This window comes from Rufibacter sp. DG15C (assembly GCF_001577755.1).
Classification (GTDB): Bacteria; Bacteroidota; Bacteroidia; order Cytophagales; family Hymenobacteraceae; genus Nibribacter.
The window spans coordinates 2,129,771-2,152,407 of sequence record NZ_CP010776.1; the positions used below are offsets into that span (position 1 = coordinate 2,129,771).

The window sequence follows — 22,637 nt, forward strand, 5'->3', positions numbered from 1 at the left end:
GTTTTTGGCCTGATTTCCCGAAAGTAACCGAAAAACGGACTCGTCCCGCTGTGATTAATGATAGAAATCATCTTGTGCCATGGTTTTGTGTTGTACCTTTGCGCCAAAGAAGAAAAGCGTGCTCCTGAAAGAGGTTATCTACTTGATGCAAAAGGATTTTGTGCTGGAATGGCGACAGAAGTATGCGTTCAACGGCATGCTCCTGTACGTGGGCAGTACGGTATTCATTTGCTACCTCAGTTTCAGTTTGCAGTTTGGAGGCTTGCAGGTGCCGGTTTGGAATGCCCTGTATTGGGTCATTCTGCTGTTCACCGCAGTCAATGCCATTGCCAAGGGCTTTGCCCAGGAGAGTAGGGGACGCCTGCTCTATTATTATAGCATTGTGAGTCCGCAAGGCGTGATTCTGGCCAAGATTCTGTATAACACGGCCTTGATGCTGGTGCTGGCGCTCTTGTGCTTTGTCTTCTATGCCGTGGTGATTGGCAACCCAGTGCAGGACATCACCATGTTTCTGGCGGCCATTGTGCTGGGCGCGGTGGGGTTTGCCACGTCGCTGACCATGATTTCGGGCATTGCGGCCAAGGCCTCTAACACGGGTACTTTGATGGCGGTGCTCAGTTTTCCGGTGATGGTGCCCATGCTGCTCATGTTGATTAGAATGTCTAAGAACGCCATTGACGGGCTGGACCGCTCCTTGAGTTTGGATGAGGCCCTGACCGTTCTGGCGATAAATATGATTGTTGTCACTGTTTCTTACATCCTGTTCCCGTATTTGTGGCGCAGTTAAGCAACGGTTTAAACTAGAAGAATGAAACTATCCTGGTGGAAATGGCTGACCATAGCCTTGCTCCTGTTTACCGTGGTGGGAGGGATGCTCTCTGAGGTGCCCAGATTGGCCATCTTGAATGAGACCATCCGCAACCTGTTCTTTCACGTGCCTATGTGGTTCGGGATGATCCTGATTCTGCTTATTTCAGTGGTCTATTCCATAAAGTATCTGCGCACGCCGTCGCTTAAGAATGATGTGATGGCGGTAGAAGCGGCTAAGGTGGGCATTCTGTTTGGCGTGCTGGGTATTGTGACCGGCATGGAATGGGCGCGCTTCACCTGGGGCGAGTTCTGGAGCAATGACCCGAAGCAGAACGCCTCGGCCATTGGTCTTTTGATTTACTTCGCCTACTTGATTCTGCGCGGATCTTTCCAAGATTATCAGCAACGGGCTAGAATTGGCGCGGTGTACAACATCTTTGCCTTTGCGGCCTTGATTCCTTTGCTTTTCATCCTTCCAAGACTCACAGATTCTTTACACCCCGGCAACGGCGGAAACCCTGGCTTTAACTCTTATGACCTAGACGCTCGGTTAAGGTTAGTGTTTTACCCGGCTGTGTTAGGTTGGACCCTGTTAGGTATTTGGATGGTGACCGTAAAAGCCCGTCTTGAACTTTTGAAGCAACGCATATATGAAACTATATAAATGGACCTTGATGCTACTCTTCTTTTGGGTAGCCGCCTCAGCAACGCCAGCCTTGGCGCAAAACCAAGCCGAAACTACCACTACTACCGCCGCCGCTTCCGGGCCCGAAATGGCCGATGTGATGCGTCAGGACGGCAAGATTTACATTGTGGTGGCCGTGTTGGTGACCATCCTGTTAGGATTGCTTATCTACTTGATTTCTCTGGATAGAAAAGTAACCAAGCTAGAGCGCGAGCTAAGGCAATAAAATCGTTTTTGGCCTGTTTTTGTAAAAAGAGGCCAAAAAAGGCAACCTTTTTTTAGGGCTGTTTTAAAAGTGCCGCCCCTGCGGATTTAATTTATAGTAAGTAGTGTTAGGTAAGCGGAAAACCCCGCTCAAGCTCTTGCAACCATGAAAAGAATACACATTTTCGGAATCTTGATTATCGCTGCGGCCATCACCATCATCATGTCCACAGCATCAGACGCCAGCGTGTACGTGCCTTTCTCTGAGGCCCAGGCCCGCGCTCAAGACGGTGATGACACCAAAGTGCACGTGGTAGGACGCCTGAAGAAAGACGCCAAAGGCCACATTGTAGGCATGCAGTATGATCCTATGATTGACCCCAACTACTTCTCCTTCGTGCTGGTAGATACCAATCGGGTAGAGCAGCAAGTGGTGTATTACAATCCTAAACCGCAGGACTTTGACCGTTCTGAGCAGGTGGTCATCACCGGTAACATGCAGGGCAAGACCTTTGTGGCCGACAAGATTCTCTTGAAGTGTCCTTCTAAATACACAGAAAACGAAGTTAAGGCTGAAGGCAAAACCGCCAGACTTTAGTTAAAAGTTGAGAGTTAAAAGTTAAGAGTGGATTTCACTCAGGCTTAGCTCTCAAATTTGAAGATTATAATTTAGTGATAGGGAAGGGTGATGTTAGTCTCAATAGACTTTTAACTCTTAACTTTTAATTCTTAACTAACCATCATGGTTAACACTCTTATTGGTGATGTTGGGCATATCAGTGTGATTGTCGCGTTTGTGGCCGCATTGGTGTCTTCTTTTGCTTACTTCTTCGCTTCCCGGCTGAATAGCCTAGAGGCTGATCAAGAATCCTGGCGCAAGCTGGCCCGAGGTGCTTTCTTCGTGCACTCTTTGGCCGTGGTGGGGATTATCTTCGCCCTGTTCAACATCATCTACGCGCACCGCTACGAGTACCATTACGCCTGGAGCCACTCCAGCAACCACCTGCCGGTGCATTACATGATTTCCTGCTTCTGGGAAGGTCAGGAAGGCTCGTTCCTTCTCTGGATTTTCTGGCATGCGGTCTTGGGTCTTATTCTAATCAAATATTCTAAGAAGTGGGAAAGCCCGGTGATGGCCGTTTTCTCCTTCGTGCAGATTTTCTTGACGTCCATGATTCTGGGCGTGGTCATTGGCGACTTTAAACTAGGCAGCTCACCGTTTATCTTAATGCGGGACTTCATGACGGATGCTCCGGTGTTCCAGATGGACCCTAATTTTGTACCTAAAGACGGTACTGGTCTAAACCCATTGTTGCAGAACTACTGGATGGTGATTCACCCGCCGGTCTTGTTCCTGGGCTTTGCCGCTACCTTGGTGCCGTTTGCCTTCGCCATTGCCGGTCTCTGGAAGAAGGAATTCTCTTCCTGGACTAAACCTGCCTTGCCTTGGGCTTTATTTGCCGCGGGTATCTTGGGTCTTGGGATCATGATGGGTGCCTACTGGGCCTATGAGACCTTGAACTTTGGCGGGTATTGGAACTGGGATCCGGTAGAAAATGCCGTCTACATTCCGTGGTTAGTACTAGTAGGGGCTATCCATACCTTGATTGCCTACCGCAAGAGCAGAACTGCTTTGCGCGCTACCTTCATTTTGTTTATCACGTCCTTCCTGCTAATCCTGTACGCTACCTTCTTAACGCGTAGTGGTATCTTGGGGAACGCCTCCGTGCACTCCTTTACTGACTTAGGCTTGTCAGGGCAGTTGTTTACCTATTTGGCGGCGTTCCTGGTGCTGTCTATCGCCTTATTGATTTACCGCTGGAAGTTCATTCCTGCTACTGAGAAAGAGATTGCCACTTATAATGGCGAATTCTGGGTATTCATTGGGGCTGCGGTCCTTTGCTTGGGCGCGTTCCAGGTATTGGTGACCACGTCTATCCCGGTGTACAATTCTTTCATGGGCTTCATTGGCGTGAAAACCAACGCGGCCTTACCTGCAGACCAGATTGCGCACTACACCAAGTTCCAGTTATGGATGGGCGTGGGCATCGCGCTCCTGTCTGGCACGGGGCAACTATTATGGTGGCGCAAGCAGAACCTAGGCGAGAAAATCTCTGACGTGTTTGCGGTGCCGTTCATCTTCACGGCCTTGTTCACGGCGCTTATCCTGCTTTTGAGTAAGCGGGGAGACATGGGCATCGCGGAGAAAATCAACAACCCCGTGTACATTGTGGTCTTGATTGCCGGTTTGTATGCCTTCTTCAGTAACCTGCGTGTGTTGTTTGTACTGCTCAAGTCTAGAGTAGCTATTGCCGGTGGCGCGGTGGCGCACATTGGGGTAGCCCTGATGCTGTTGGGTATATTATTCTCGGCGGGCTATTCTAACATCATCTCTAAGAACATGTCTGGAATGGTGTACGCTCGTGAGTTTGGCGATGACATTAACCGCGACAACGTCCTGCTGTGGCGCAATGATGCCAATGACATGGGGCCTTACAAAGTAACCTACAAAGGCCAGTACCTGGAGGTAGATAACATCCCAGAGCATGTGAACAAGCAGATGCTCTTCAGGCTGGCCGATGAGTACAAAGCCGTAGCCCGCGGTCCTTTGAAAGACGGCGACAAGGTGATTTACAACGCCGGTGATACCGTGGATCTGGTGTCTCCAGAGAATACCTATTACCAGGTAGAATACAAGCACCGCGAGTCAGGCGAAGTCTTTACGCTGTACCCACGGGCTCAGGTGAACCCAGAGATGGGCTTGCTGGCCTCGCCAGACATCAAGATGATGCCGGGCAAAGACTTGTACACCCACGTCTCTACCATTCCAGACCCCAATGAGGAGAAGGAGTGGGGCGAACTGAAGGAGTTTGAAGTGAAGATTGGCGACACCATCTTCGTGAACGACTACGTGGCCGTGTTGAACGGTATTGAGCCAGCCAAAGACACCTTGCTGTTGCAGTTGAAGCCGGGCGACATTGCCGTGCAGGCAGACATGCAGGTGATGGGCGAACGCCGTACGTACCACGCGCACCCAATCTACGCTATTAGAAACAAGAGCCAGGTAGGACAGGTGCCAGAAGAGATTGAAGACCTAGGCATGCGTCTGTTCTTGTTGAGCATCAACCCAGAGAAGGGTAAAATTACCATCGGTGTGAATACCACACAGAAGGACTATATCATCTTGAAGGCTATGGAGAAGCCGTTCATAAGCATTCTCTGGATTGGTACCATCATCATGACGATCGGGTTTATCATGGCCATTGTGCGTCACTACAATGATGGCAAAACCAAAGGTGGCAAAACAGCAGTTGGTAAAAAGGCCATCACCACTCGTGAAAAGCAGATAGCCTAAGCGGTTTTTATAAAATTATGCAAGAGGGAGAGCAGGCAACTGTTCTCCCTCTTTCTATTTACAAATCCTGTTTTTGCCGAGTTTTCAGAAAAAGAGGCTATTTTCCGCCATGCAACCAGACTCTAATCCGCTTTCAAGTTCTTCTAGCCAATTGACCAAAGTAGCCATCATAGGCGCAGGCAACGTAAGCACGCACTTAGCTACTGGGTTGAAAGCGGCGGGCGTAGAGGTAGTTTGGGTGTACAGTCGCACAGAAAGGCATGCGCAAGAGTTGGCGCAACAAGTCCAAAGTCAAGCCATCACCAATGTTGATTTTACCGTAGCGCCGCTGGCGGATATCTATCTGCTTTCCATTCCAGACCAGGCTTTGGATCAGTTGGCGAGAGAAGCGGTTTTTCCAGCCAATGTCTTGGTGGTGCATACCTCGGGGGCTCAGCCTTTGCAGGTGCTTTCGTCTATTTCTGGAGTAAGGAGAGGCGTCTTCTATCCCTTGCAGACATTCAGCAAAGAAAAGGCCGTGGATTGGCAGACAATTCCCATTTGTGTAGAAGCGGAAAGACCAGAAGACGAGAGAATTTTAAAGGAACTGGGCAAACTGTTAAGCAATCAGGTTGTAATCCTGCAGGGAGAGGCGCGCAAGAAATTGCACGTGGCCGCCGTCTTCGCGTGTAACTTCACCAACCACTTGTGGGGCATAGCGCAGGAATTGTTGCAGAAGGCGCAATTGCCTACGCATTTGCTGGAGCCGCTCATGCAGGAGACACTGGAGAAGGCCAGGCAGTTTCCGCCGTTCATGGTGCAGACCGGACCGGCGCAACGCAATGACAAGAATACCATTCAGGCGCATCTGCAATTGTTGGCCGGCAATCCGCAGTACCAGCAGGTGTACCAGACCCTTACCCGAAGCATTCAAACCACCGCCTCCGAAAATGGCCTGATTTCCGGAAAACAGGCCAAAAACGACTGATTGCCTTTCTGATACCGAAGACAAAACTCGTCTGGTTTTGATAGGGGCCGCAGGTTGCCTACCTTTGCACCCTTAATGAACATTGCCCCAGAATGAAAGTCGTCAATATTACTTATAAGTTCGAAGACGGGAAACCAGATGAAACTCATCTGGGAGCCGAAGGAGAGTCTGTGCTGGATGTAGCCCTTAACAACGGCGTACAACTACAGCACAATTGTGGAGGCGTCTGTGGGTGCAGTACTTGCCATGTCTACATTGAAAGCGGGATGGATGACCTCCCCGAAATCACCGACAAGGAAGAAGACTTCATTGACCGCGCCGTGAACCCGCGCCTTAACTCCAGACTGGCCTGCCAGTGCGTGGTGCAAGGCGGCCAGGACCTGGTAGTCACCATCCCCAAGCAAGATTTCCTTGGACACTAGTTTTAATGAATAGTGATTAATGACCAATGAATAATATCAGATGAAGACACATCATGAGTATTGCTGTTTTTAACATTTCTGATTATTTCATTTCTTATTAATCATTAGTCACTGGTCATTAATCATTACTATTAATCATTAGAAATTATGAATAAATCATATGAACCGCCTATCAACTGGGCCGACCATGAAGACATTGCCATGGCGCTTTATGAGAAGTTTGGCGATGAGTTTGGTGAAAGCAAAATCTACCGCATCCGGTTCACGGACTTGCTGGAGTGGATTTTAACGCTGCCTAACTTTGAAGGCACCCGCGAACAGGCCAACGAGGGCCACCTGGAGCAGATTCAGGCCGCCTGGGTGTATGAGTGGAGAGACAATCAATAGACTGTTGTAGCCAGATTTGCCATGCAAGCGCTTCCAGACTTCCGGAACATTTCCACCTTCATTTTTGACGTAGACGGCGTTCTCACGGACGGCACGCTCATGTGCTTTTCTACGGGAGAGCAGGCGCGGTCTTTCAACATCAAAGACGGGTATGCCATTAAGCATGCGCTTAAGAAGGGTTATAGAGTGGCCATTATCTCTGGCCGCAACGAGCCTGGCGTGCGCAAGCGTCTGGAGCAACTGGACATCAAGGACATTTACCTGGGCGTGGAGAACAAGCTGGACACCTGCCAGAACTACCTCTACTACTATGGCATTGAGCCAGAGACGGTGGTGTTCATGGGAGATGACATGCCAGACCTGGAAGTTATGGAATACTGTGGGATTTCGGCGTGCCCGGCAGACGCGGCCATTGACATCTGTGACATAAGCCAGTACGTGGCCGCCGCCGAAGGAGGAAAAGGCGCTGCTAGAGAATTGATTGAGATGGTGATGAAGCTACAGAAGCGCTGGTAGAGGGATTTTTTCCACTAACGTGCTTGGTTTTCAAATTATTGTAAAGAAAGTTGGCTTTTTTGAAAGAAATCATATATTTACAATATCATTCATTCTTTCAATTTTTAATTTCTTATGAAAACAGGAACGGTAAAATTCTTCAACGAGTCTAAAGGCTACGGCTTTATCACCGAAGAAGGCACCAATGAGGATTTCTTCGTACACGTGACAGGCCTCAACGGAATCCAAATCCAACAGCATGACAAAGTGGAATTCGACACCAAAGAAGGTAAAAAAGGCATTAACGCGGTAAACGTGAAGAAACTCTAATTACCGCTTTCGCATACCCATTTTGTGAACTCTTCTAAAAGCCCCTGGTCTAGGGGCTTTTTTCATTTGTGGCCCCTTTGCCGTACCTTGCCCGCCTATCTGGGTTTATCTGCGCTGTGAAGAGTCTCCTGTCCCTTATTCGGTTTCCTAATCTGGTCATCATGCTACTCACGCAGGTACTGGTGCGCCTGTGTCTGGTGTTTCCGGAGCGTAGTCTGGCTAAGTCCTTCACCTGGCCGTTTGGCATTCTGTTGTTGGCCACGTTCTGCATTGGGGCATCTGGCTACATCATCAATGATTACTATGACCTCAAGATAGATCGCATCAACAAGCCTGAGCGCATCATAGTAGGCAAAGGCCTCACCCGCCGCAAAGCCATGATGTTGCACCTGTACCTGTCGTTGGTCAGTGTGGTTTTGGGGACATTGTTGGGCTGGCGCATCGGCTTGGTGTACCTGGGCACGGGACTGCTGTTGTGGGGCTATTCGGCGCAGTTGAAGAAGCGTATGCTGGTGGGTAATATAACGGTAGCCTTGCTGGCGGCAGCCATGGTGCTGGTGGTGCCCTTGCAGGCGGGACAACCGTCGCTGGCGGCCTGGGCCTACGGCATCTTCGCGTTTTTGATGACCTTGATCAGGGAGATTGTCAAAGACATGGAAGACGTGCAGGGTGATGCCTCCTTTAGATGCGAGACCTTGCCCATTGTCCTGGGTCTGCCCAAAACCAAGTGGGTGTTGTACTTTCTACTACTTTGCTTCTGGGCGTTCACGGGCTTTGTGATAGCGCATGAGTGGGAGTCCAAGCTGTTGGTGGTGTACCTGTTCATTGGCGTGGTGCTGCCGTCTTTGGTGCTATTTCGGCAACTATTCTACGCTGACCGCAAGCGCGACTTTGCCCAGTTGAGCTGGCTCTGCAAAGGCATCATGGTGACGGGCATTTTGTCCATGCTGGTGTGGCACTAGCGTTTTTGACCTGATTTCCGGAAAACAGGCCAAAAACGAAGGCAAACTGCGTATCTTTACATATGGTGCTTTCTTCTGCAAAGTTCTGGATGAGTTTTCTCTGTGCCTGGGTGTTAACCTTCGCGGCGCAGGCGCAAAGCTCTACTCTGCCCCTAGGTTCCTGGCGTTTGCACGTGCCTAACAACCGCGCCAAGGCCCTCACCGAAACTCCCAACTCCATCTATGTCGCCACGGAAGATGGCTTCTTCAGATTAATCAAGGAAGACAATTCACTGCAAGTACTTACCCGCACCGATGGCTTCAGTGACGTAAACTTGGCCAGTGTGCGCTATGACTCGGCCTCTACTACGTTGGTGGTGGCCTATGAGAACACCAACCTGGACTTGGTGCAGGACGGCAAGATTAAGAACATCACCGATTTGCTGCGAAAACAACTTGCCGGCGTCAAAACCATTCATCATCTCTACACGCACCAGAAGAAAGCGTATCTGTCCACATCTTTCGGGTTGGTTGTTGTGGATTTGGTCAAACTGGAAGTAAAAGACACCTACTCCAACCTAGGCCCGCATGGCGAAGCGGTGCAGGTCTACAGTTCCACCATTCTCAAAGACAGTTTGTTCATCACCTCCTCTATGGGCGTCATGGCAGCCTCTCTCCAAAACGCTAACCTGCTAGACTACAGAGCCTGGCGAAGATTTGCCATTGCCCAAGGATTGCCTGCTCAGGCCACCGACAACACGAGAACAATTTCAGCCTTTCAAGGCAGGGTGTATGTGGGCGTGAATGGCAGCGGGCTGTACCAATACCAAAACAATACCTGGCAGAGGGCGCCTTTCTCTACCCCAGACAATCAGTTTGCGGCCATTGAAACCAACGGCGTGAGGCTGGTGCTGGCCAGCGGCCCCAACGTAGTAGAAGCCAATGCCAACGGCCAAGCCACTAACTATACTAATCAATTTATAACCTCCGCGCGCATGGCTATTCCGGCCAAGGACGGAAGCATCTGGGTAGCAGACTACGTGAATGGATTAGTCCAACTAAAGAATAACACGGCAAAAACCATCGCGCCTAATGGTCCGGCCTTTGTGGATGTGTTCAGTTTGTACGCTGAAAATAATACCCTTACGGCTCTGGGCGGTGGCTTTAACCAATCCTACTTGCAGGCTGGCTCTAGCGCAGGCTTCTACCAATACCAGGACGGGCAGTGGACTAGTTACAACCGGTTCAGCGGCGGGCAATTCCCGAGTAATGTACGCGACTTGGTAGCCGCGGTGCGAAACCCGGTGACCGGTAAGTTCTACCTGGCCAGCTATGGCGGCGGTCTTTTGGAATGGGATGGTCTTGATAAGGTGACGCTCTACAATGAGACCAACAGTCCGCTTAGAAGTGCCATCCCAAGCAATCAGGATTTTGTGCGCATCACCAGTCTTGCGGTGGACCCGCAAGGCCATTTGTGGGTAGTGAACCGGAATCAACAAGCCAATGCGGCTGGTCTGTTTGAGCTACTGCCAGACGGTACCTGGAAATCACATCCGTTTAATTTTCAGTTCAGCAACGCGCTGGACAAGATTGTGATTGACAACGAGGGCTATAAATGGCTTACGGTGAGTACCAATGCCCCGGGCGCGGGATTGGTGGTTTACAATGACTTGGACAAAACCTACCGTTACCTAGGCGGGGCCGGCGAAGGTGGTTTGCCCAGCCCGCAGGTTTACAGCCTGGCCGTTGACAACAAAGGCGAAATATGGGTAGGAACCGGATCTGGGGTGGCCGTTTACAGCAGCGGCGCCGATGTATTTTCAACGGATGATCTAAGCGCCTATCTACCCATCTATGAGCGGCGCCCGTTGCTGCAGGGACAGGTGGTGCGCAGCATTGCCGTGGACGGTGGCAACCGCAAATGGATGGGCACCGACAACGGCGTGTGGCTCTTCAATGAAACCGGCGAGGAGCTGATCTCTAACTTCACCACCAAGAACAGTCCATTGCCTTCAGACAAGATCAGGGACATTGCCATCAACCACTTAACCGGCGAAGTCTTCATTGGCACCGAGGCCGGCGTTGCGGCATACAGAGGCGCTGCCACCAAAACAGAAAAAGTGAGCAAAGACTGTCTGCAGGTGTTCCCCAATCCGGTGCGGGCAGGGTACACAGGCTCTATTGGCATATCAGGTTTGCCCAACAACGGCTGGGTGAAGATTACAGACACTAGCGGCAAGTTGGTGTATGAAGGAAAGTCCAACGGCGGTACCTTCCCCTGGAACGGCCGCGACTACAAGGGCAACAAGGCCAAACCGGGTGTGTATGTAGTGCTGGCCGGTTCTGATGATGGCGTTGAGACCTGTTCCATCAAAATAGCCGTACAATAGCTGTTGTCATAAAAGGCAGCTTTACCGCAGGCTTTCGTTTTTGACCTGTTTTCTGGATAATAGCCTGAAAACGCCAAGCTTTGAAGCTATGGCGTTCAACCACAAGTTCAGTTTTGAAATTATAGCACATTTGGCATGCTGATAAAGACCCGGGGTATTGTTTTAAACTTCATCAAGTTCAAGGAGTCCTCCATTATTGTGCGCATTTACACCGAGGAGCTGGGCCTGCAGAGCTACATAGTCAACAGCGTGCGCAAAAAGGGGAGTGCGTCTAGGATTGCCCTGTTCCAGCCCTTCACGCTGCTGGATATGGTGGTGTACCCTTCGGCCAAAGGCGGTTTGACGCGCATCTCTGAGTACAAGTGCAGCCATCCGTTCTCATCTGTACCTTATGACATCAGGAAGAGCAGCATCTTGATGTTCTTGTCTGAGATGGTGGCCCGTACCGTGAAAGAAGAAGAGGAAAACCGCTCGTTGTTTGAATTTCTGCACGATGCCATCATTGCCTTTGACGAGGCGCCGGCGGGCTTTGAGAATTTCCACTTGGCGTTTCTGCTGCAGTTGGCGGGGTATCTGGGTTTCGGGGTTTCCTCTGCCGATGAGCTTATCAGTCAGATTGCGTTTGAAACCGGAGGCTCTGCGGTATTGGGCAACAGCGTGATGCAACTGCAGCGTTTAGAGCCGTACCTCACTGAACTTCTGAAAAACGGCGTGGCTGCGCATATCCTCAACGGCCGTGCCCGACGCGAACTACTCCAGCTATTGGTCCAGTACTTTCAACTGCACGTAGCCAACTTGGGAGAGATAAAATCATTGGCGGTGCTTTCTGAGGTTTTGAGCGTGGAGTAAAAGCGTTCTGGTCTCACGTAAACGTCGTTTTGCCCTAATTTTCAAGAAATAGCCCAAAACCGGAGAAGCATCTGCTTTTGCTTAGGATAGGGCATAAAAAAAGGCCACCTGCAACAGGTGGCCTTTTCTATAAAAGGGTATGATCAGAAGTTGATCAACTCCATCTCAAACATGATAGGCGTGTTGGGAGGAATAGATCCACTGCCGTAACGACCATAGGCCAATTGCGAAGGAATGATTAAAAGGCCTTGTTCGCCTTTGCTCATCAAAAGCACACCTTCTTCCCAGCCTTTGATCACTTTGTTCTGGCCCAACACAAATTTGAAAGTCTGCGCACGGTCATAAGAAGAGTCAAACTTTCGGCTGTCTTCTACGATTTTTCCTACGTAGTGCATTTCTACCTGCTGGCCTTTTACTGGCTTTACGCCGTTGCCTTTGGTTTTTTGTACATAGTATAAACCAGACGCAGTGCGCGTATAATCTGTAATATCATAATATGCCAGATAATCCTTGATCAATTTGTCGTCAAACTCTGCCTGTGCGGCGGCATCAAAGTTGTCATAGGGGTTTATATTGTCATCCTTACAACCCATTGAGGCTGTAAGCAGACACAGAGACAACACTAATTGCCACAGCACGCTTTTTCTTACCAACTGTTGCATCTTGTTAAGAATTATAGACCTGGACCGGCAGGACCCGCTGGGTTCACCGGCGTGTCTTTGATGTCTACCAATTCAATGTCAAAACGAAGGATAGAGTTAGCCGGCATGTCTGCGCCGCGGGCCATGGCACCGTAACCCATTGGCGAAGGAATCAACAAGATGCCTTTGCTGCCTTTGTTAAACTGCTGTAAGCCTTCTTCCCAGCCTTTGATCACCTGGCCTTGGCCTAATGGGAATTCAATTGGCTTGCCACCGTTAGACTTGGCAGAAGAGTCAAACTCTTTACCGTTTAACAAGGTGCCTTTGTATTGTACGCTCACAGTTTTACCGGCAGTAGCGTTTGCGCCTGTGCCTGGCTGAGAGATTACATAATACACACCGTTGGCCGTTTTCTGAGCCGTCAAGTTGTTCTTCTTGATGTACTCCTGAATCAACTTGTCGTCAATAGGGGCTTGCTTTAAGGCTTTCTCTTCCATTGCCTTCTGCTGGCGCTCCATCATTTTAGGATAGTCAGCCATAGCCTCTTGCTCAGTCTGCAGGTTCACTGCCTTCACGAAGAAGGTCAAAAAGCTTCCTTTTTTGATGAACGGAGGAAGTGGGGCTTTGAAGGTCTTGGCAAACAAAGTGTCTGCGTTGATTTTGAACACGGCGCTGTCGCCTTTGTCTAGCAACAAGAATGCTTCTTCAATGCTGCCTTTGTTAGGCGTCTCTACCAGTTTAATCTGGATAGGCATGGCGTTGTCTTTGGTACTGAACAGCAAAGAGTCTTTCTCTGTGCGGTATTCCATCTCAAAGGTCATCACTTTGCCCATTTTGGTAGAATCTACCTTGGCGGCATCTTTTACCTCATAGCCACCGTCTTTGCCAGCCGTGTATAGTTTGTATTCTAGGCCAGAGGCGGTTTTCTGAAATGAGTCATTGCCCAAGTTCTTGCACGACGGGGCAAAAAGGGTTATTGCCAAGGCTGGCAACAAGTAGATTGATTTTTTTAACATCGGTTTTAAAGTAGTGTAAATCTAATTTGGTTGATTACTTGGCTAATTGGTCTGCATACTGGGGCAGCAGGCTCTTGAACTTCTCCACGGTTTCCGCCAGGGAAAGATAAGAAATTCCGCCCGAAGCATTTTTATGTCCGCCCCCGCTAAAGTGACTTCTGGCAAACTCGTTCACAGAAATGTCGCCCACCGACCGGAAGGAGATCTTCACGGCCTCTGTGCGGTCAATGAACAGAGCGGCAAAACGCACGCCTTCAATGGAAAGCGCAAAGTTCACTAACCCTTCTGTGTCACCGGTCTGGGAGTTGTATTGCTTTAGTTCTTCTGAGGTAACGGCAATAAAGGCGGTGTTGTATTCCCGCACCACCGTCAGTTTGTCTTTGAGCACGTATCCCAAAAAGCGCAGGCGGCTCTCTGAGTAGCTGTCATAGATGTTGCGGTGAATCTTACAGATGTCTACGCCTTTGTGCAACAGATCCGCAATAATCAAGTGCACGTTGCGGGTAGTACTGGCGTGTCTGAAGGAACCCGTGTCGGTCATGATGCCGGCGTACAAACACTCCCCAATGGCGGTATCTATCAGTTCTTCATCGCCTAAATCTCTAATCACTTCATAGACCAGTTCTGCGGTGGCCGCTGCGCTGGTGTTGGAGAACATGATCTCGGCGAAGGGCTCTGGCTCCAGGTGATGGTCAATCAAGACCTTGGTGCCTTTGGCCTCACGTATGTAGCCGCCCAGCTCATTGATGCGGCTCAAGGCGCTAAAGTCCAGACAGAACAGCACCTCGGCGTCTTTGATGATGGCCTGGGCCTGGGCGTCTGTGCGGTGGCTGTAAATAAGGACCTCGTCGTTGCCGCTCATCCAGTTAAGGAAGGAGGGGTAGTCTGTGGGGGTGATCACCGTTACCTGGTGGCCCTTTTTCTTTAGATACCCTGCCAGCCCCAGTGAAGATCCTAACGCGTCCGCATCCGGTTTATGGTGCGTGGTGATCATGATCTTCTTAGGCGATTGCAAAAGCTCTCGTAGCTCGTTGATTTGTTGCATTGTATACGCTCCACCCGCGTCAGAAAAAATGCGGGTATAAGATGCAAAATTCAGAAGAATAAAAGTACAAACCAAATAAAAGCCCAAGGGAAACAAAGGCCTCATTTGGGGTATTTATCAGGCAGAACAAAGACTTTTACCAAATTGTGCTAATTTTGCGTCTCAATTAGTCAATCACTGTTAAATAATAAGAAAAATGGCTGGAAACGTAACGTTCACCATGATTAAACCAGATGCCGTGCAGGACAACCACATTGGCGGTATCACTAAAATGATGGAAGAGGCTGGCTTTAGAGTTGTAGCCATGAAAAAGACGCGCCTGACTGAGGAGCGTGCCGGTAAGTTCTACGAGGTGCACAAGGAGCGTCCGTTCTATGGTGACCTGGTAAAATACATGAGCTCTGGCCCTATCGTGGCCATGATCTTAGAGAAAGACAACGCCGTGTTGGATTTCCGTACCTTAATTGGCGCCACCAACCCAGCCCAGGCTGAGAACGGTACCATCAGAAAGCAATACGCTAAGTCTGTTGAGGCCAACGCCGTACACGGTTCTGATTCTGATGAGAACGCCCAGATTGAAGGAGACTTCTTCTTCTCTGCTGACGAGCGTTTCTAGTCTGTTTTCTAGAAAATACCCCAAAAAAGCCTGACGCTCACGTGTCAGGCTTTTTTTGTGCCTGCCGTTTTTGGGCTGGTTTAGCGAAAACAGACTGAAAACGGAATGGTTGATTATCTTTAGGCTATCTATTCCATATTTATATCCCATCATGAATCTTCGTTTTGTGTGGGTACTGATCTTCTTTCTCATTCTGGGGAATAGGAGCATGGCCCAAGAAATAAATCCGCAGGTGGTACCGGTCACTATGTTTTATGACCAAAACTGGCAGGTGACTGTCAAAGAGAAGGCGTCTTTTATACGAGTGGGTAGCTTGGACACCGTTCGGCTGAAATTCATGGGCAAGGTCACTGATTTTTACGCCAACGGCACACCGCTACTGCAGGTGAATTACTTAGAGACGGGCAAAGACGGAGCCTTCCAAACCAGTTACTCCAACAAGAAATTAGAGCAGCGCGGCATTTTCCTGAAAGACAAGCCCGTGGGTACATGGGAATACTATTACGCCTCGGGCAAGCCTTGGCAGACCGTTGAATACCTGGAGAATGGAGACTTTAAGGTTCTAGCTTTCTATGATACTACCGGGCAACAACTAGTGAAGGATGGCACGGGCCCTTGGTACTCCAAGATGCGGGCTCAGATAAAAGGCATAGACTTTACAGTAAACATTACCGGTAACTGGAAAGAAGGCAAGAGAATTGGTCAATGGAAGGCTACTCAGAAAAACGGTAAGTCGGTGTTTGAGGAACTGTTTGAAGCTGGCGTACTAAAAGAAGGAAAGCTTTTTGACGTATTTACTGGCCGGCCCTCCAGCAATTACATAGAAAAGGAGAATCCCAAGATAGGGACGTTTGACTTTGTCTACCATGCCGAAGCCCTTAACCCAAGTCCTTCCTTTCTAACGAAAGAGCGAGCTGTTAGGTACATTTTACGGAAAGAGCATCTTCTACCTGCTATCTTAGAGTCTATCACTTATACAGAAAATGTGGAGAAGATGCCGGAATTTCCAGGAGGAATGGCAGCCTTGTACAAATTCATACGTGACAACTTTAGGGTTCCTGCAGATGTCTCTAGAAGGCGAGAAAGTATGGATGGCACCGTAGTACTCTCTATGACAGTAGGATCCGAAGGCAAAGTAGCTAACATTAAAGTAGAAAGGTCCTTCACTCCTAGCATTGACCAAGAAGTGATCCGCATATTCAAGATTATGCCCACTTGGTACCCAGGTATACAGAATGGCAGGGCTGTGAGCGTTAAGTATACTATTCCTTATAGGGTATCTATCAAATACTAAGACACCTGCTGTAAGCTTATTCTGGTAAGTAGTACCTGTTCTATTTGTTTTTGGGCTGGTTTAGCGAAAAGAGGGCAAAAACGCAAGAGGGGAGATGACTATTGATTTTGTAACTTTGGTTAGGTTCCAAATGCGTTTTTATGAAAAGATATTTTCCCCTGCTAGTATTGGTGCTTTTGCCGTTTTGGGTGCAAGCACAGACTTCCTCCACGTACCACCAAGAAATCTTAAAGCACCGCGCCCAAGAGGACAGCGTGTTCAAGCACGGTGAGAAATCCCCGCTCACGCCAGAGGACAAATCCACGTTCGCAGCCCTAGAGTATTATCCAATCAATGAAGCCTACCGCGTCAAGGCCAAGTTTGTGCGCACTGCCAATGAAGGCGTCTTTAAAATGCCCACCACCGGCCCGCGCACGCCAGAATACGTCAAATACGGCGAACTTCACTTTAACCTGAACGGTCAGAAGCTGCAACTGAACGCCTACCAGAACCAGGACCTCATGAAGCAGGTGCAGTACGCCAACTACCTGTTCATTCCGTTCACAGACGCTACCACCGGGCAAGAAACATATGCCACCGGCCGGTACATGGACTTTGCCATTCCCATGGGCACAGACAGCGTCTGGGTAGATTTTAACAAAGCCTATAATCCGTATTGCGCCTACAGTGACGGCTATTCCTGCCCTATTCCACCCAAGGAGAATAAGTTGGCCGTGCGCATAGAGGCCGGGGTGAAGGACTATAAGAAGTATGGAGAGAGAATGGCCGTCAGCAAAAAAATGGCCGTCTACCCGGGCGGCGACCAGGTGCTGGAAGACTTCCTGTACAGAAACCTGGTGATTCCGGTGGCGGTTAGAAAAGCACATGTCTCGGGCAACGTCGTGTTTTCCTTCGTGGTCAAGCCAGATGGCTCCTTGACAAATTTTGAGATTGTGAAGTCCGTACGAAGTGATGTAGACAGCGCCGTGCTCAAGGCAGCCAGAAAAATGCCTAAATGGGAGCCGCTGGAATCTAATGAGGAAATAAAGATGACCTTGTCTTTGCAAGTGCCCAGAGGAAAGCCTCACCAACAGGATCTGACCAAGGCGGCTTACTGAGATAATAAACTTCTTACGTAGAAGGCAAAGCGACAAAGCTTGACATCACTCTTTTGACGCTTATTTTAAAGCTTGTGCAAGATGGGTAGTGCCGTTTTCGGCCTGTTTTACAGAAAACAGGCCGAAAACGTTTTTAAGGAAATGACAAAGATGTTAAGCATCCTTGCTAAACTGCCCGCCAGAATTGTCAAACGCCATCATTAAAATGTAGCCCGTCATGGCGCCTGTGGCCGTCCCCAGAATCACAACAGATCCCGCTACCATGATAAGGGGCAGTTGAATCCCGTAGTAGTCTTGGGTGGCCAAAACGCCTGCATAGTCAGGGTCAAGGAAGATGGCATTGATCAGGATGAAGGCTGCAAAGAGGGCTGAGCCAATCAACCCCACCAGAAACCCGATGGCCAGACCGGGTAGGTAGGGCGTCTGCCTATTGCGGTTTTCATAGTTTTTCTTGAGTGACCTAATGGCCAGCACCACCGCTCCTATGATAAAGATATTACTGCCAAAGCGCACCAATTCACTGTCTTGCAGGTCAAGCAGGTTAATGACAATGAAATAGATAATCATGGCCAAGGCCGAAAGCACACCGTAGCGGACACCAATTCTTTGGGTGGGGGCAGTTGATCTATTTGCTGTCGTTTCCATAGCAATTGGATTAGGGTTGACAAAGTAGTTTAATTCGTGTCCATAGATTTTAGACTATTCTCTGGATACGTAAAAAAATAAAACTTAGTCTACCTGAAACGTCTGGCCAAAAACCTGCCAAAAACCAAACTTACTACCCGGTCACCCATCACCAATGGCGACTTTTTTACTGAAAAAAGGCCGGCAATGATTGCCCGAGTGTATGCGTGGTGATAAAACAATCCCCGTGTAATCTTGCAAAGGCAAGGGTTTTGTGTCTCCTTTACAAAATAGGTTGTCCATAAAAAAGGCCTTCTGCTTATCAGGAGGCCTTTTCGCTTTAAAGCATTTCTTCTTTACTGCACTTTAATGCTAGTCAAAAGACGGGTAAAGGTATTGTGCATCTTAAGGTTGTCCTCTCCAAACCCAGCTACAATATATGCCTTGCCTTTCTGGTCAGTGAAGCCGTAGCCTTTTACTATCATCTTGTCTGTACCTCTGGTGAACGTGGCAGTGGCCAGCAGAGCGCTTTTCTCTTGGTTCAATTCCATGAACTCAATCTGGAAATCAGTGCCTTGCAGCTGGGTAACGGCATTCTGAATGGCGCCTTGTAAACTACCTTGAATACTGACCTGGGTGGTTTTGGCGTGCATGTACATGCTGTAAATCATGTAATCGCCACCGTTGCCCATGTGGGCCTCCATGGAGTGGAACATGGCCTTCTGCTCTGGGGCCACCGGAATCTCCATTTTCTGCAAGGCCATGGGATCCAGCAAGGAGAGTCCATGAAAAGAGGTCTGCACCCACGGCTTAGGGGCATCAGTGGGCGTTGTCTGCGCAAAAGAAGAGGTAAAAGTACTTACCAGAAGCGCCAACAAGACAAAGGCTTTTAAAAACCGCATGAGTAAGGAGAAAAGGTAGAAGAAAAGATAACCTTCCGTTTTTGGCCTGTTTTACCCAAAACAAGCCAAAAACGGAGGCAAGGGTTTAAACATCGTCCTCGTCGTCCTGCGGATGCTCGCCAAAGACGCGCAATACCCAGCGAGGCAGGAAGAAAGAACCTAGAATCAGGTACAGGTAATACGTCACCACGCGGTACAGCAAAACAATCACCGTGGTGAATCGGCCCAAGAACTGCCCGAAGAACGTAGGGAACGCCACCTCAGCAATACCCGCACCGCCCGGCGTCACGGCTACTAGCAAGACAATTTTGTAGACCATGTTTCTAGAGAAGATGAGCACGTGGTCATGGAAGCCTATGTCTGTGAAAGCAGCAATGAGGCAGTTAATGACAAAGTAGCGGGCAGTCCAGACAAAGGCGGTGCTCAGGGCGGCGTTCATCCAGTAACTGAACGTGCTGCCCTTCAAATGCTGCGAAGCCCATACCAGTTCATTGCCGTGCTTGTAGGCGCCCGGTCTCCAGCGACGCGTCCATTTAAACGAGGTAGCGCGTAAGAAAAGGCGTTTCACGGCCTTCGGGTTGATGAGCAGGCCATAGGCCATCAAGAACGCATAGAAGGCAATGAGCAGGTAACTGATGACAAAGGCAATCTCTAAACTCTGCGTCACGGAGAATTCCATGGCAGAAACCTGCGGGAAGATGTCACCGGCGGTAATCAAGAACACCAGCGGCACGGCCACAATAAAGTACAGGTTGTCCAGCATGGCCGTCACCATCACATAGGCCAAAGACTTACCCAAGCTTAGGCCTTCCTTGTTCAAAATAAAAGCAGCCACGGTTGACCCGCCTACTACAGAGGGCATCACGCAAGAGGCAAACTCCCAGAGCATGATCACGTCCACGCTCTTGCGCCAGCTCAAGAACTTCTCCGTCACGTACCTGATGCGGTAAATGTACCCGAAGTCCCGCACCACCAGCACCAGAAACGTCATAAAGAGCCAGAACGGCTTGGCGTTGTAGAGCGGCGTTAAGTCCATCTGGGCGCTGTCCCGGTAGAACATGTACCCAATCACGCTCAAGCCAATCACCACCGGAATGAGAATGCGCTGCGGCGTGAAGTAGGAGAGAAGTTTCTTTCTATTCAGATCCATTGGTTTCAGAGACGGTCAGGTGCTGGGTATCAGAAAAGGGCACGATGCGGAAATTATTAAAGCCATCGCCAATCTCCAAGCCAATCTCATTGAGCTGGAGCAAATCTAAAATCGCCAGAAAGTTAAAGATAAGGCCAATCTTGTCGGGGAAGGCCTCCAGTATGTCTGTGAACTGCACCGCGCCCTGGGCGCTCACCCGGTGCTTGATGTAGTTGCGTTGCTGGTCTATGGTATAGGGGTAGGTATAGACGGTGTGCTTGGGCCGGTTTTGTTCTTCCTCGTAGCGTTGCATGGCCTTGTGGAAAGACTGCATGAGGTGGTAGAGGTTGAGGTCCTTGAGCTCGTACTCCAGCTGGTGCTTGGCGGCAATCTTGCCCAGTTCCTCGTCGGTGTTGCCGCGGCGCTCTTGTTGCAGGCGCACATCCTCCAACAAGCTTAAGTCGCCTAAGACTTCTTTGTAGCGCTTGTATTCCAAGAGGTGCTGGACCAGTTCCTGGCGCGGGTCAATCTCATTGCCCTGCTCGTCTTTCTCAAAACGGGGCAACAGCATCTTGGCCTTGATGCGCATGAGCGTGGCGGCGGTGAGGATGAACTCACTGGCCACTTCCATGTTCATGGTCTCCAGCTGGCGTATGTAGCCTACAAAGTCATTGGTGATCTGCGAGATGGGAATATCATGAATGTCCAGCTCATCGCGCTCAATAAAGAAGAGCAATAAGTCAAAGGGACCCTCAAAAAGCGATAATTTTATCTCGAAACTCACGAATTCTGTTCTGCTACGTCTTACGGTGGAAGCTCGGTTAGAAGCAGATTCAGGCGAAAGGCGTTTTAGGTGCCAGCGCCGTTTTTGGGCTCTTTTCTGGGAAACAGGTCAAAAACGAGTCTGCATCGTATAGAAAAGCCCTTGCTTCTAAGGCTTCAAGACATAAAATTAGGCAAAAAAAAGAAGACGAAGCAGAAAACCAGAGACTGCCTAATTCTGGCTACCTTGCTTTCCCTAAAAACCAGCCCTGCCCAGATTGACCTCCACGCCCACTTTTTCATCAGCCAAAGAGTCCAGAAACCAGAAATGGGTTTGGTTGACTATAGTGGTATTGCACCTGGCAGGCTTTCTCTGGCAACTGAACCACCAAGCCTATCTCCTCACCGATTCTCAGCAATACCTGAACGTAGCCCAGAACCTGCGGGAGCACGGAGAAATCTATAGTGCGGTGTGGCAAGCACCATTTATTCTGGAAGGCTTTACGCTTCGGCCGCCGGTCTACCCGTTGTTTATCTTGCTTTGGCAACTAGTAACCACTAGCGTTTGGGGCGTTTTACTGGCGCAGGCGTTCCTTAGTCTATTTACTTTGTACACGGTGCAGAAGCTGTGGCAGGCTAGTTATTTACAGTGCCGCTACCCAATAGTGTTGTTGTTGGCCTTGGTCCTGTATCCTGCACAAATCATCTATGCCAACATGGTCATGTCTGAGATCTTGGTGCAGGCCTTGGTGTTGGGTTGCTTTGTTTGCCTTCTGCATTTCCGCAGGAGGGGTAATTTGTACTACTTTTTAATGGCCAGCCTCTTTTTGACAGCGGCCATGCTCACCAAGCCCTTGTTCTATCCGTTCACCTTTCTGTTTCTAGCTTGGGGGATTTTTGAGGGCATAAGGCGAAAGAAAGCGCTTTTGTACCTGTATGCGGTACTGCCCCTGGCGCTGGCCTTCGCATACCAAAATTACAATGAGCACAGGACGGGATACTTCCATTTCTCCAGCATCCAGGAGATCAACCTGCGCCAGTTCAATGCGTTTGGCGTTTGGGAAAAGGAGCATGGTTACGGTTATGCCGACAGCGCCTTGACTGCCTTAGAAACCAATGCCGACCAACAACCATCCTTTGCCGAACGGCAGAAATTCATCAGAAAAGCCAGCGTAAATGTTCTATTGGAGTCACCTGTGACGTATGCGCAAAATCACCTAATGGGCATGGTGCATTTCTTTCTGGACCCGGGTCGGTATGATCTGGTGCATTATTTTGGGGTAGATATCAAGAAAGGGCCGGGGCTGAGCAATTACCTGCAAGCTGAAGGTTACAGTGGTTTATTCACATATTTCAAAGGCTACAATTTCTTCTTCCTGCTGGCGTTGGTGCTTCTGGTGCTGGCCAATTTGTTGAAGGTACTCACCTTGGTGCTTTTTGCGATGAACAAGCAGGTGCCTGTCTTTGAAAAGATGCTCCTATTGGGCGTGATTTTGCTAGTAGCAGGGCTGACGGGGCCGGTGGGCGCGTCCAGGTACACGGTGCCGGTTTTCCCTTTGATGTTGTACACGCTTCCTTTTGCGTTACAAGCAAGCAGGCTTTTTATTCAAAAACGTCTATTTTTCGTAGAGGAGAAATAAGCAACGCGAGCGGCTTGGCAAGAGGGATAAGAATTT

24 protein-coding genes are annotated in these 22,637 nt (G+C 49.5%); 17 read left to right on the forward strand and 7 right to left on the reverse strand.

Annotated elements, in window-relative coordinates:
• The first annotated feature begins 145 nt into the window (after positions 1-145).
• The 13 genes from TH61_RS08960 to recO all read left to right on the forward strand — a co-directional run bounded on the left by TH61_RS08960 (position 146) and on the right by recO (position 11,835).
• Positions 146-787: a heme exporter protein CcmB gene (locus tag TH61_RS08960; RefSeq protein ID WP_066512718.1), complete on the forward strand. Its 642-nt coding sequence runs from the start codon at positions 146-148 to the stop codon at positions 785-787.
• Positions 788-808: 21 nt separating this feature from the next.
• A complete protein-coding gene (ccsA, locus tag TH61_RS08965; RefSeq protein WP_066508412.1) occupies positions 809-1,474 on the forward strand; it encodes a cytochrome c biogenesis protein CcsA in 666 nt (221 codons plus the stop codon).
• Positions 1,461-1,721, forward strand: coding sequence for a CcmD family protein (locus TH61_RS08970; RefSeq protein ID WP_082780347.1), 261 nt, complete (start codon positions 1,461-1,463; stop codon positions 1,719-1,721). Before ccsA (TH61_RS08965) ends, TH61_RS08970 begins: the two co-directional genes overlap by 14 nt.
• 144 nt (positions 1,722-1,865) lie before the next feature.
• Positions 1,866-2,297 (forward strand): cytochrome c maturation protein CcmE, encoded by a 432-nt coding sequence (locus tag TH61_RS08975; protein ID WP_066508413.1) that lies wholly within the window; start codon positions 1,866-1,868, stop codon positions 2,295-2,297.
• Positions 2,298-2,441: 144 nt separating this feature from the next.
• Entirely contained in the window at positions 2,442-5,054 is a 2,613-nt protein-coding gene (gene ccsA / locus TH61_RS08980) for a cytochrome c biogenesis protein CcsA (protein ID WP_066508415.1), read from the forward strand.
• A gap of 109 nt (positions 5,055-5,163) precedes the next feature.
• A complete protein-coding gene (locus tag TH61_RS08985; protein ID WP_066508416.1) occupies positions 5,164-6,021 on the forward strand; it encodes a Rossmann-like and DUF2520 domain-containing protein in 858 nt (285 codons plus the stop codon).
• 92 nt (positions 6,022-6,113) lie between these two features.
• Entirely contained in the window at positions 6,114-6,443 is a 330-nt protein-coding gene (locus tag TH61_RS08990; RefSeq protein WP_066508421.1) for a 2Fe-2S iron-sulfur cluster-binding protein, read from the forward strand.
• 147 nt (positions 6,444-6,590) lie between these two features.
• Positions 6,591-6,830, forward strand: a complete 240-nt coding sequence (iscX, locus tag TH61_RS08995) for a Fe-S cluster assembly protein IscX (RefSeq protein WP_066508422.1) — start codon at positions 6,591-6,593, stop codon at positions 6,828-6,830.
• 21 nt (positions 6,831-6,851) lie between these two features.
• Positions 6,852-7,346 (forward strand): HAD family hydrolase, encoded by a 495-nt coding sequence (locus TH61_RS09000; RefSeq protein WP_066508426.1) that lies wholly within the window; start codon positions 6,852-6,854, stop codon positions 7,344-7,346.
• Positions 7,347-7,460: 114 nt separating this feature from the next.
• Positions 7,461-7,655, forward strand: a complete 195-nt coding sequence (locus TH61_RS09005) for a cold-shock protein (RefSeq protein ID WP_066508428.1) — start codon at positions 7,461-7,463, stop codon at positions 7,653-7,655.
• Positions 7,656-7,771: 116 nt separating this feature from the next.
• Complete coding sequence (locus TH61_RS09010; RefSeq protein WP_066512722.1) at positions 7,772-8,617, forward strand: geranylgeranylglycerol-phosphate geranylgeranyltransferase; 846 nt, start codon at positions 7,772-7,774, stop codon at positions 8,615-8,617.
• Between the two features lie 62 nt (positions 8,618-8,679).
• Entirely contained in the window at positions 8,680-10,986 is a 2,307-nt protein-coding gene (locus TH61_RS09015; RefSeq protein WP_066508430.1) for a two-component regulator propeller domain-containing protein, read from the forward strand.
• Positions 10,987-11,121: 135 nt separating this feature from the next.
• Entirely contained in the window at positions 11,122-11,835 is a 714-nt protein-coding gene (gene recO, locus TH61_RS09020; RefSeq protein ID WP_066508432.1) for a DNA repair protein RecO, read from the forward strand.
• A gap of 143 nt (positions 11,836-11,978) precedes the next feature.
• On the opposite strand, the gene TH61_RS09025 is transcribed toward recO, so the two are convergent.
• From TH61_RS09025 to TH61_RS09035, 3 genes are read right to left on the reverse strand one after another with little or no spacing between them, the layout of a single operon-like run.
• The gene (locus TH61_RS09025) at positions 11,979-12,497 is read right to left on the reverse strand and encodes an FKBP-type peptidyl-prolyl cis-trans isomerase (protein ID WP_066508434.1); all 519 of its coding nucleotides are present in this window, start codon (positions 12,495-12,497) and stop codon (positions 11,979-11,981) included.
• 11 nt (positions 12,498-12,508) lie between these two features.
• Positions 12,509-13,492: an FKBP-type peptidyl-prolyl cis-trans isomerase gene (locus TH61_RS09030; protein ID WP_066508435.1), complete on the reverse strand. Its 984-nt coding sequence runs from the start codon at positions 13,490-13,492 to the stop codon at positions 12,509-12,511.
• Between the two features lie 34 nt (positions 13,493-13,526).
• Complete coding sequence (locus TH61_RS09035) at positions 13,527-14,537, reverse strand: bifunctional oligoribonuclease/PAP phosphatase NrnA (RefSeq protein WP_066512724.1); 1,011 nt, start codon at positions 14,535-14,537, stop codon at positions 13,527-13,529.
• Positions 14,538-14,733: 196 nt separating this feature from the next.
• On the opposite strand from TH61_RS09035, the gene TH61_RS09040 reads away from it, so the two are divergent.
• The 3 genes from TH61_RS09040 to TH61_RS17825 all read left to right on the forward strand — a co-directional run bounded on the left by TH61_RS09040 (position 14,734) and on the right by TH61_RS17825 (position 17,544).
• Positions 14,734-15,153, forward strand: a complete 420-nt coding sequence (locus TH61_RS09040; protein ID WP_066508436.1) for a nucleoside-diphosphate kinase — start codon at positions 14,734-14,736, stop codon at positions 15,151-15,153.
• Between the two features lie 151 nt (positions 15,154-15,304).
• Entirely contained in the window at positions 15,305-16,447 is a 1,143-nt protein-coding gene (locus TH61_RS09045; protein ID WP_157600670.1) for an energy transducer TonB, read from the forward strand.
• 140 nt (positions 16,448-16,587) lie between these two features.
• A complete protein-coding gene (locus TH61_RS17825) occupies positions 16,588-17,544 on the forward strand; it encodes a TonB family protein (protein ID WP_071887821.1) in 957 nt (318 codons plus the stop codon).
• 153 nt (positions 17,545-17,697) lie between these two features.
• Here TH61_RS17825 and TH61_RS09055 read toward each other — a convergent pair whose 3' ends face one another.
• From TH61_RS09055 to TH61_RS09070, 4 genes are all read right to left on the reverse strand, one after another.
• Entirely contained in the window at positions 17,698-18,189 is a 492-nt protein-coding gene (locus TH61_RS09055) for a DUF4199 domain-containing protein (protein ID WP_082780348.1), read from the reverse strand.
• A 335-nt stretch (positions 18,190-18,524) separates the two neighbouring features.
• Entirely contained in the window at positions 18,525-19,070 is a 546-nt protein-coding gene (locus TH61_RS09060) for a hypothetical protein (protein ID WP_066508441.1), read from the reverse strand.
• An 85-nt stretch (positions 19,071-19,155) separates the two neighbouring features.
• A complete protein-coding gene (locus tag TH61_RS09065; protein ID WP_066508444.1) occupies positions 19,156-20,220 on the reverse strand; it encodes a lysylphosphatidylglycerol synthase transmembrane domain-containing protein in 1,065 nt (354 codons plus the stop codon).
• Positions 20,207-20,983 carry a ScpA family protein gene (locus TH61_RS09070; RefSeq protein ID WP_066508446.1) on the reverse strand — a complete coding sequence of 259 codons (777 nt, stop codon included), beginning with the start codon at positions 20,981-20,983 and terminating at the stop codon, positions 20,207-20,209. The genes TH61_RS09065 and TH61_RS09070 overlap by 14 nt, the downstream gene beginning before the upstream one ends.
• A gap of 256 nt (positions 20,984-21,239) precedes the next feature.
• On the opposite strand from TH61_RS09070, the gene TH61_RS09075 reads away from it, so the two are divergent.
• Entirely contained in the window at positions 21,240-22,601 is a 1,362-nt protein-coding gene (locus TH61_RS09075; RefSeq protein WP_066508448.1) for a hypothetical protein, read from the forward strand.
• Positions 22,602-22,637 lie beyond the last annotated feature (36 nt).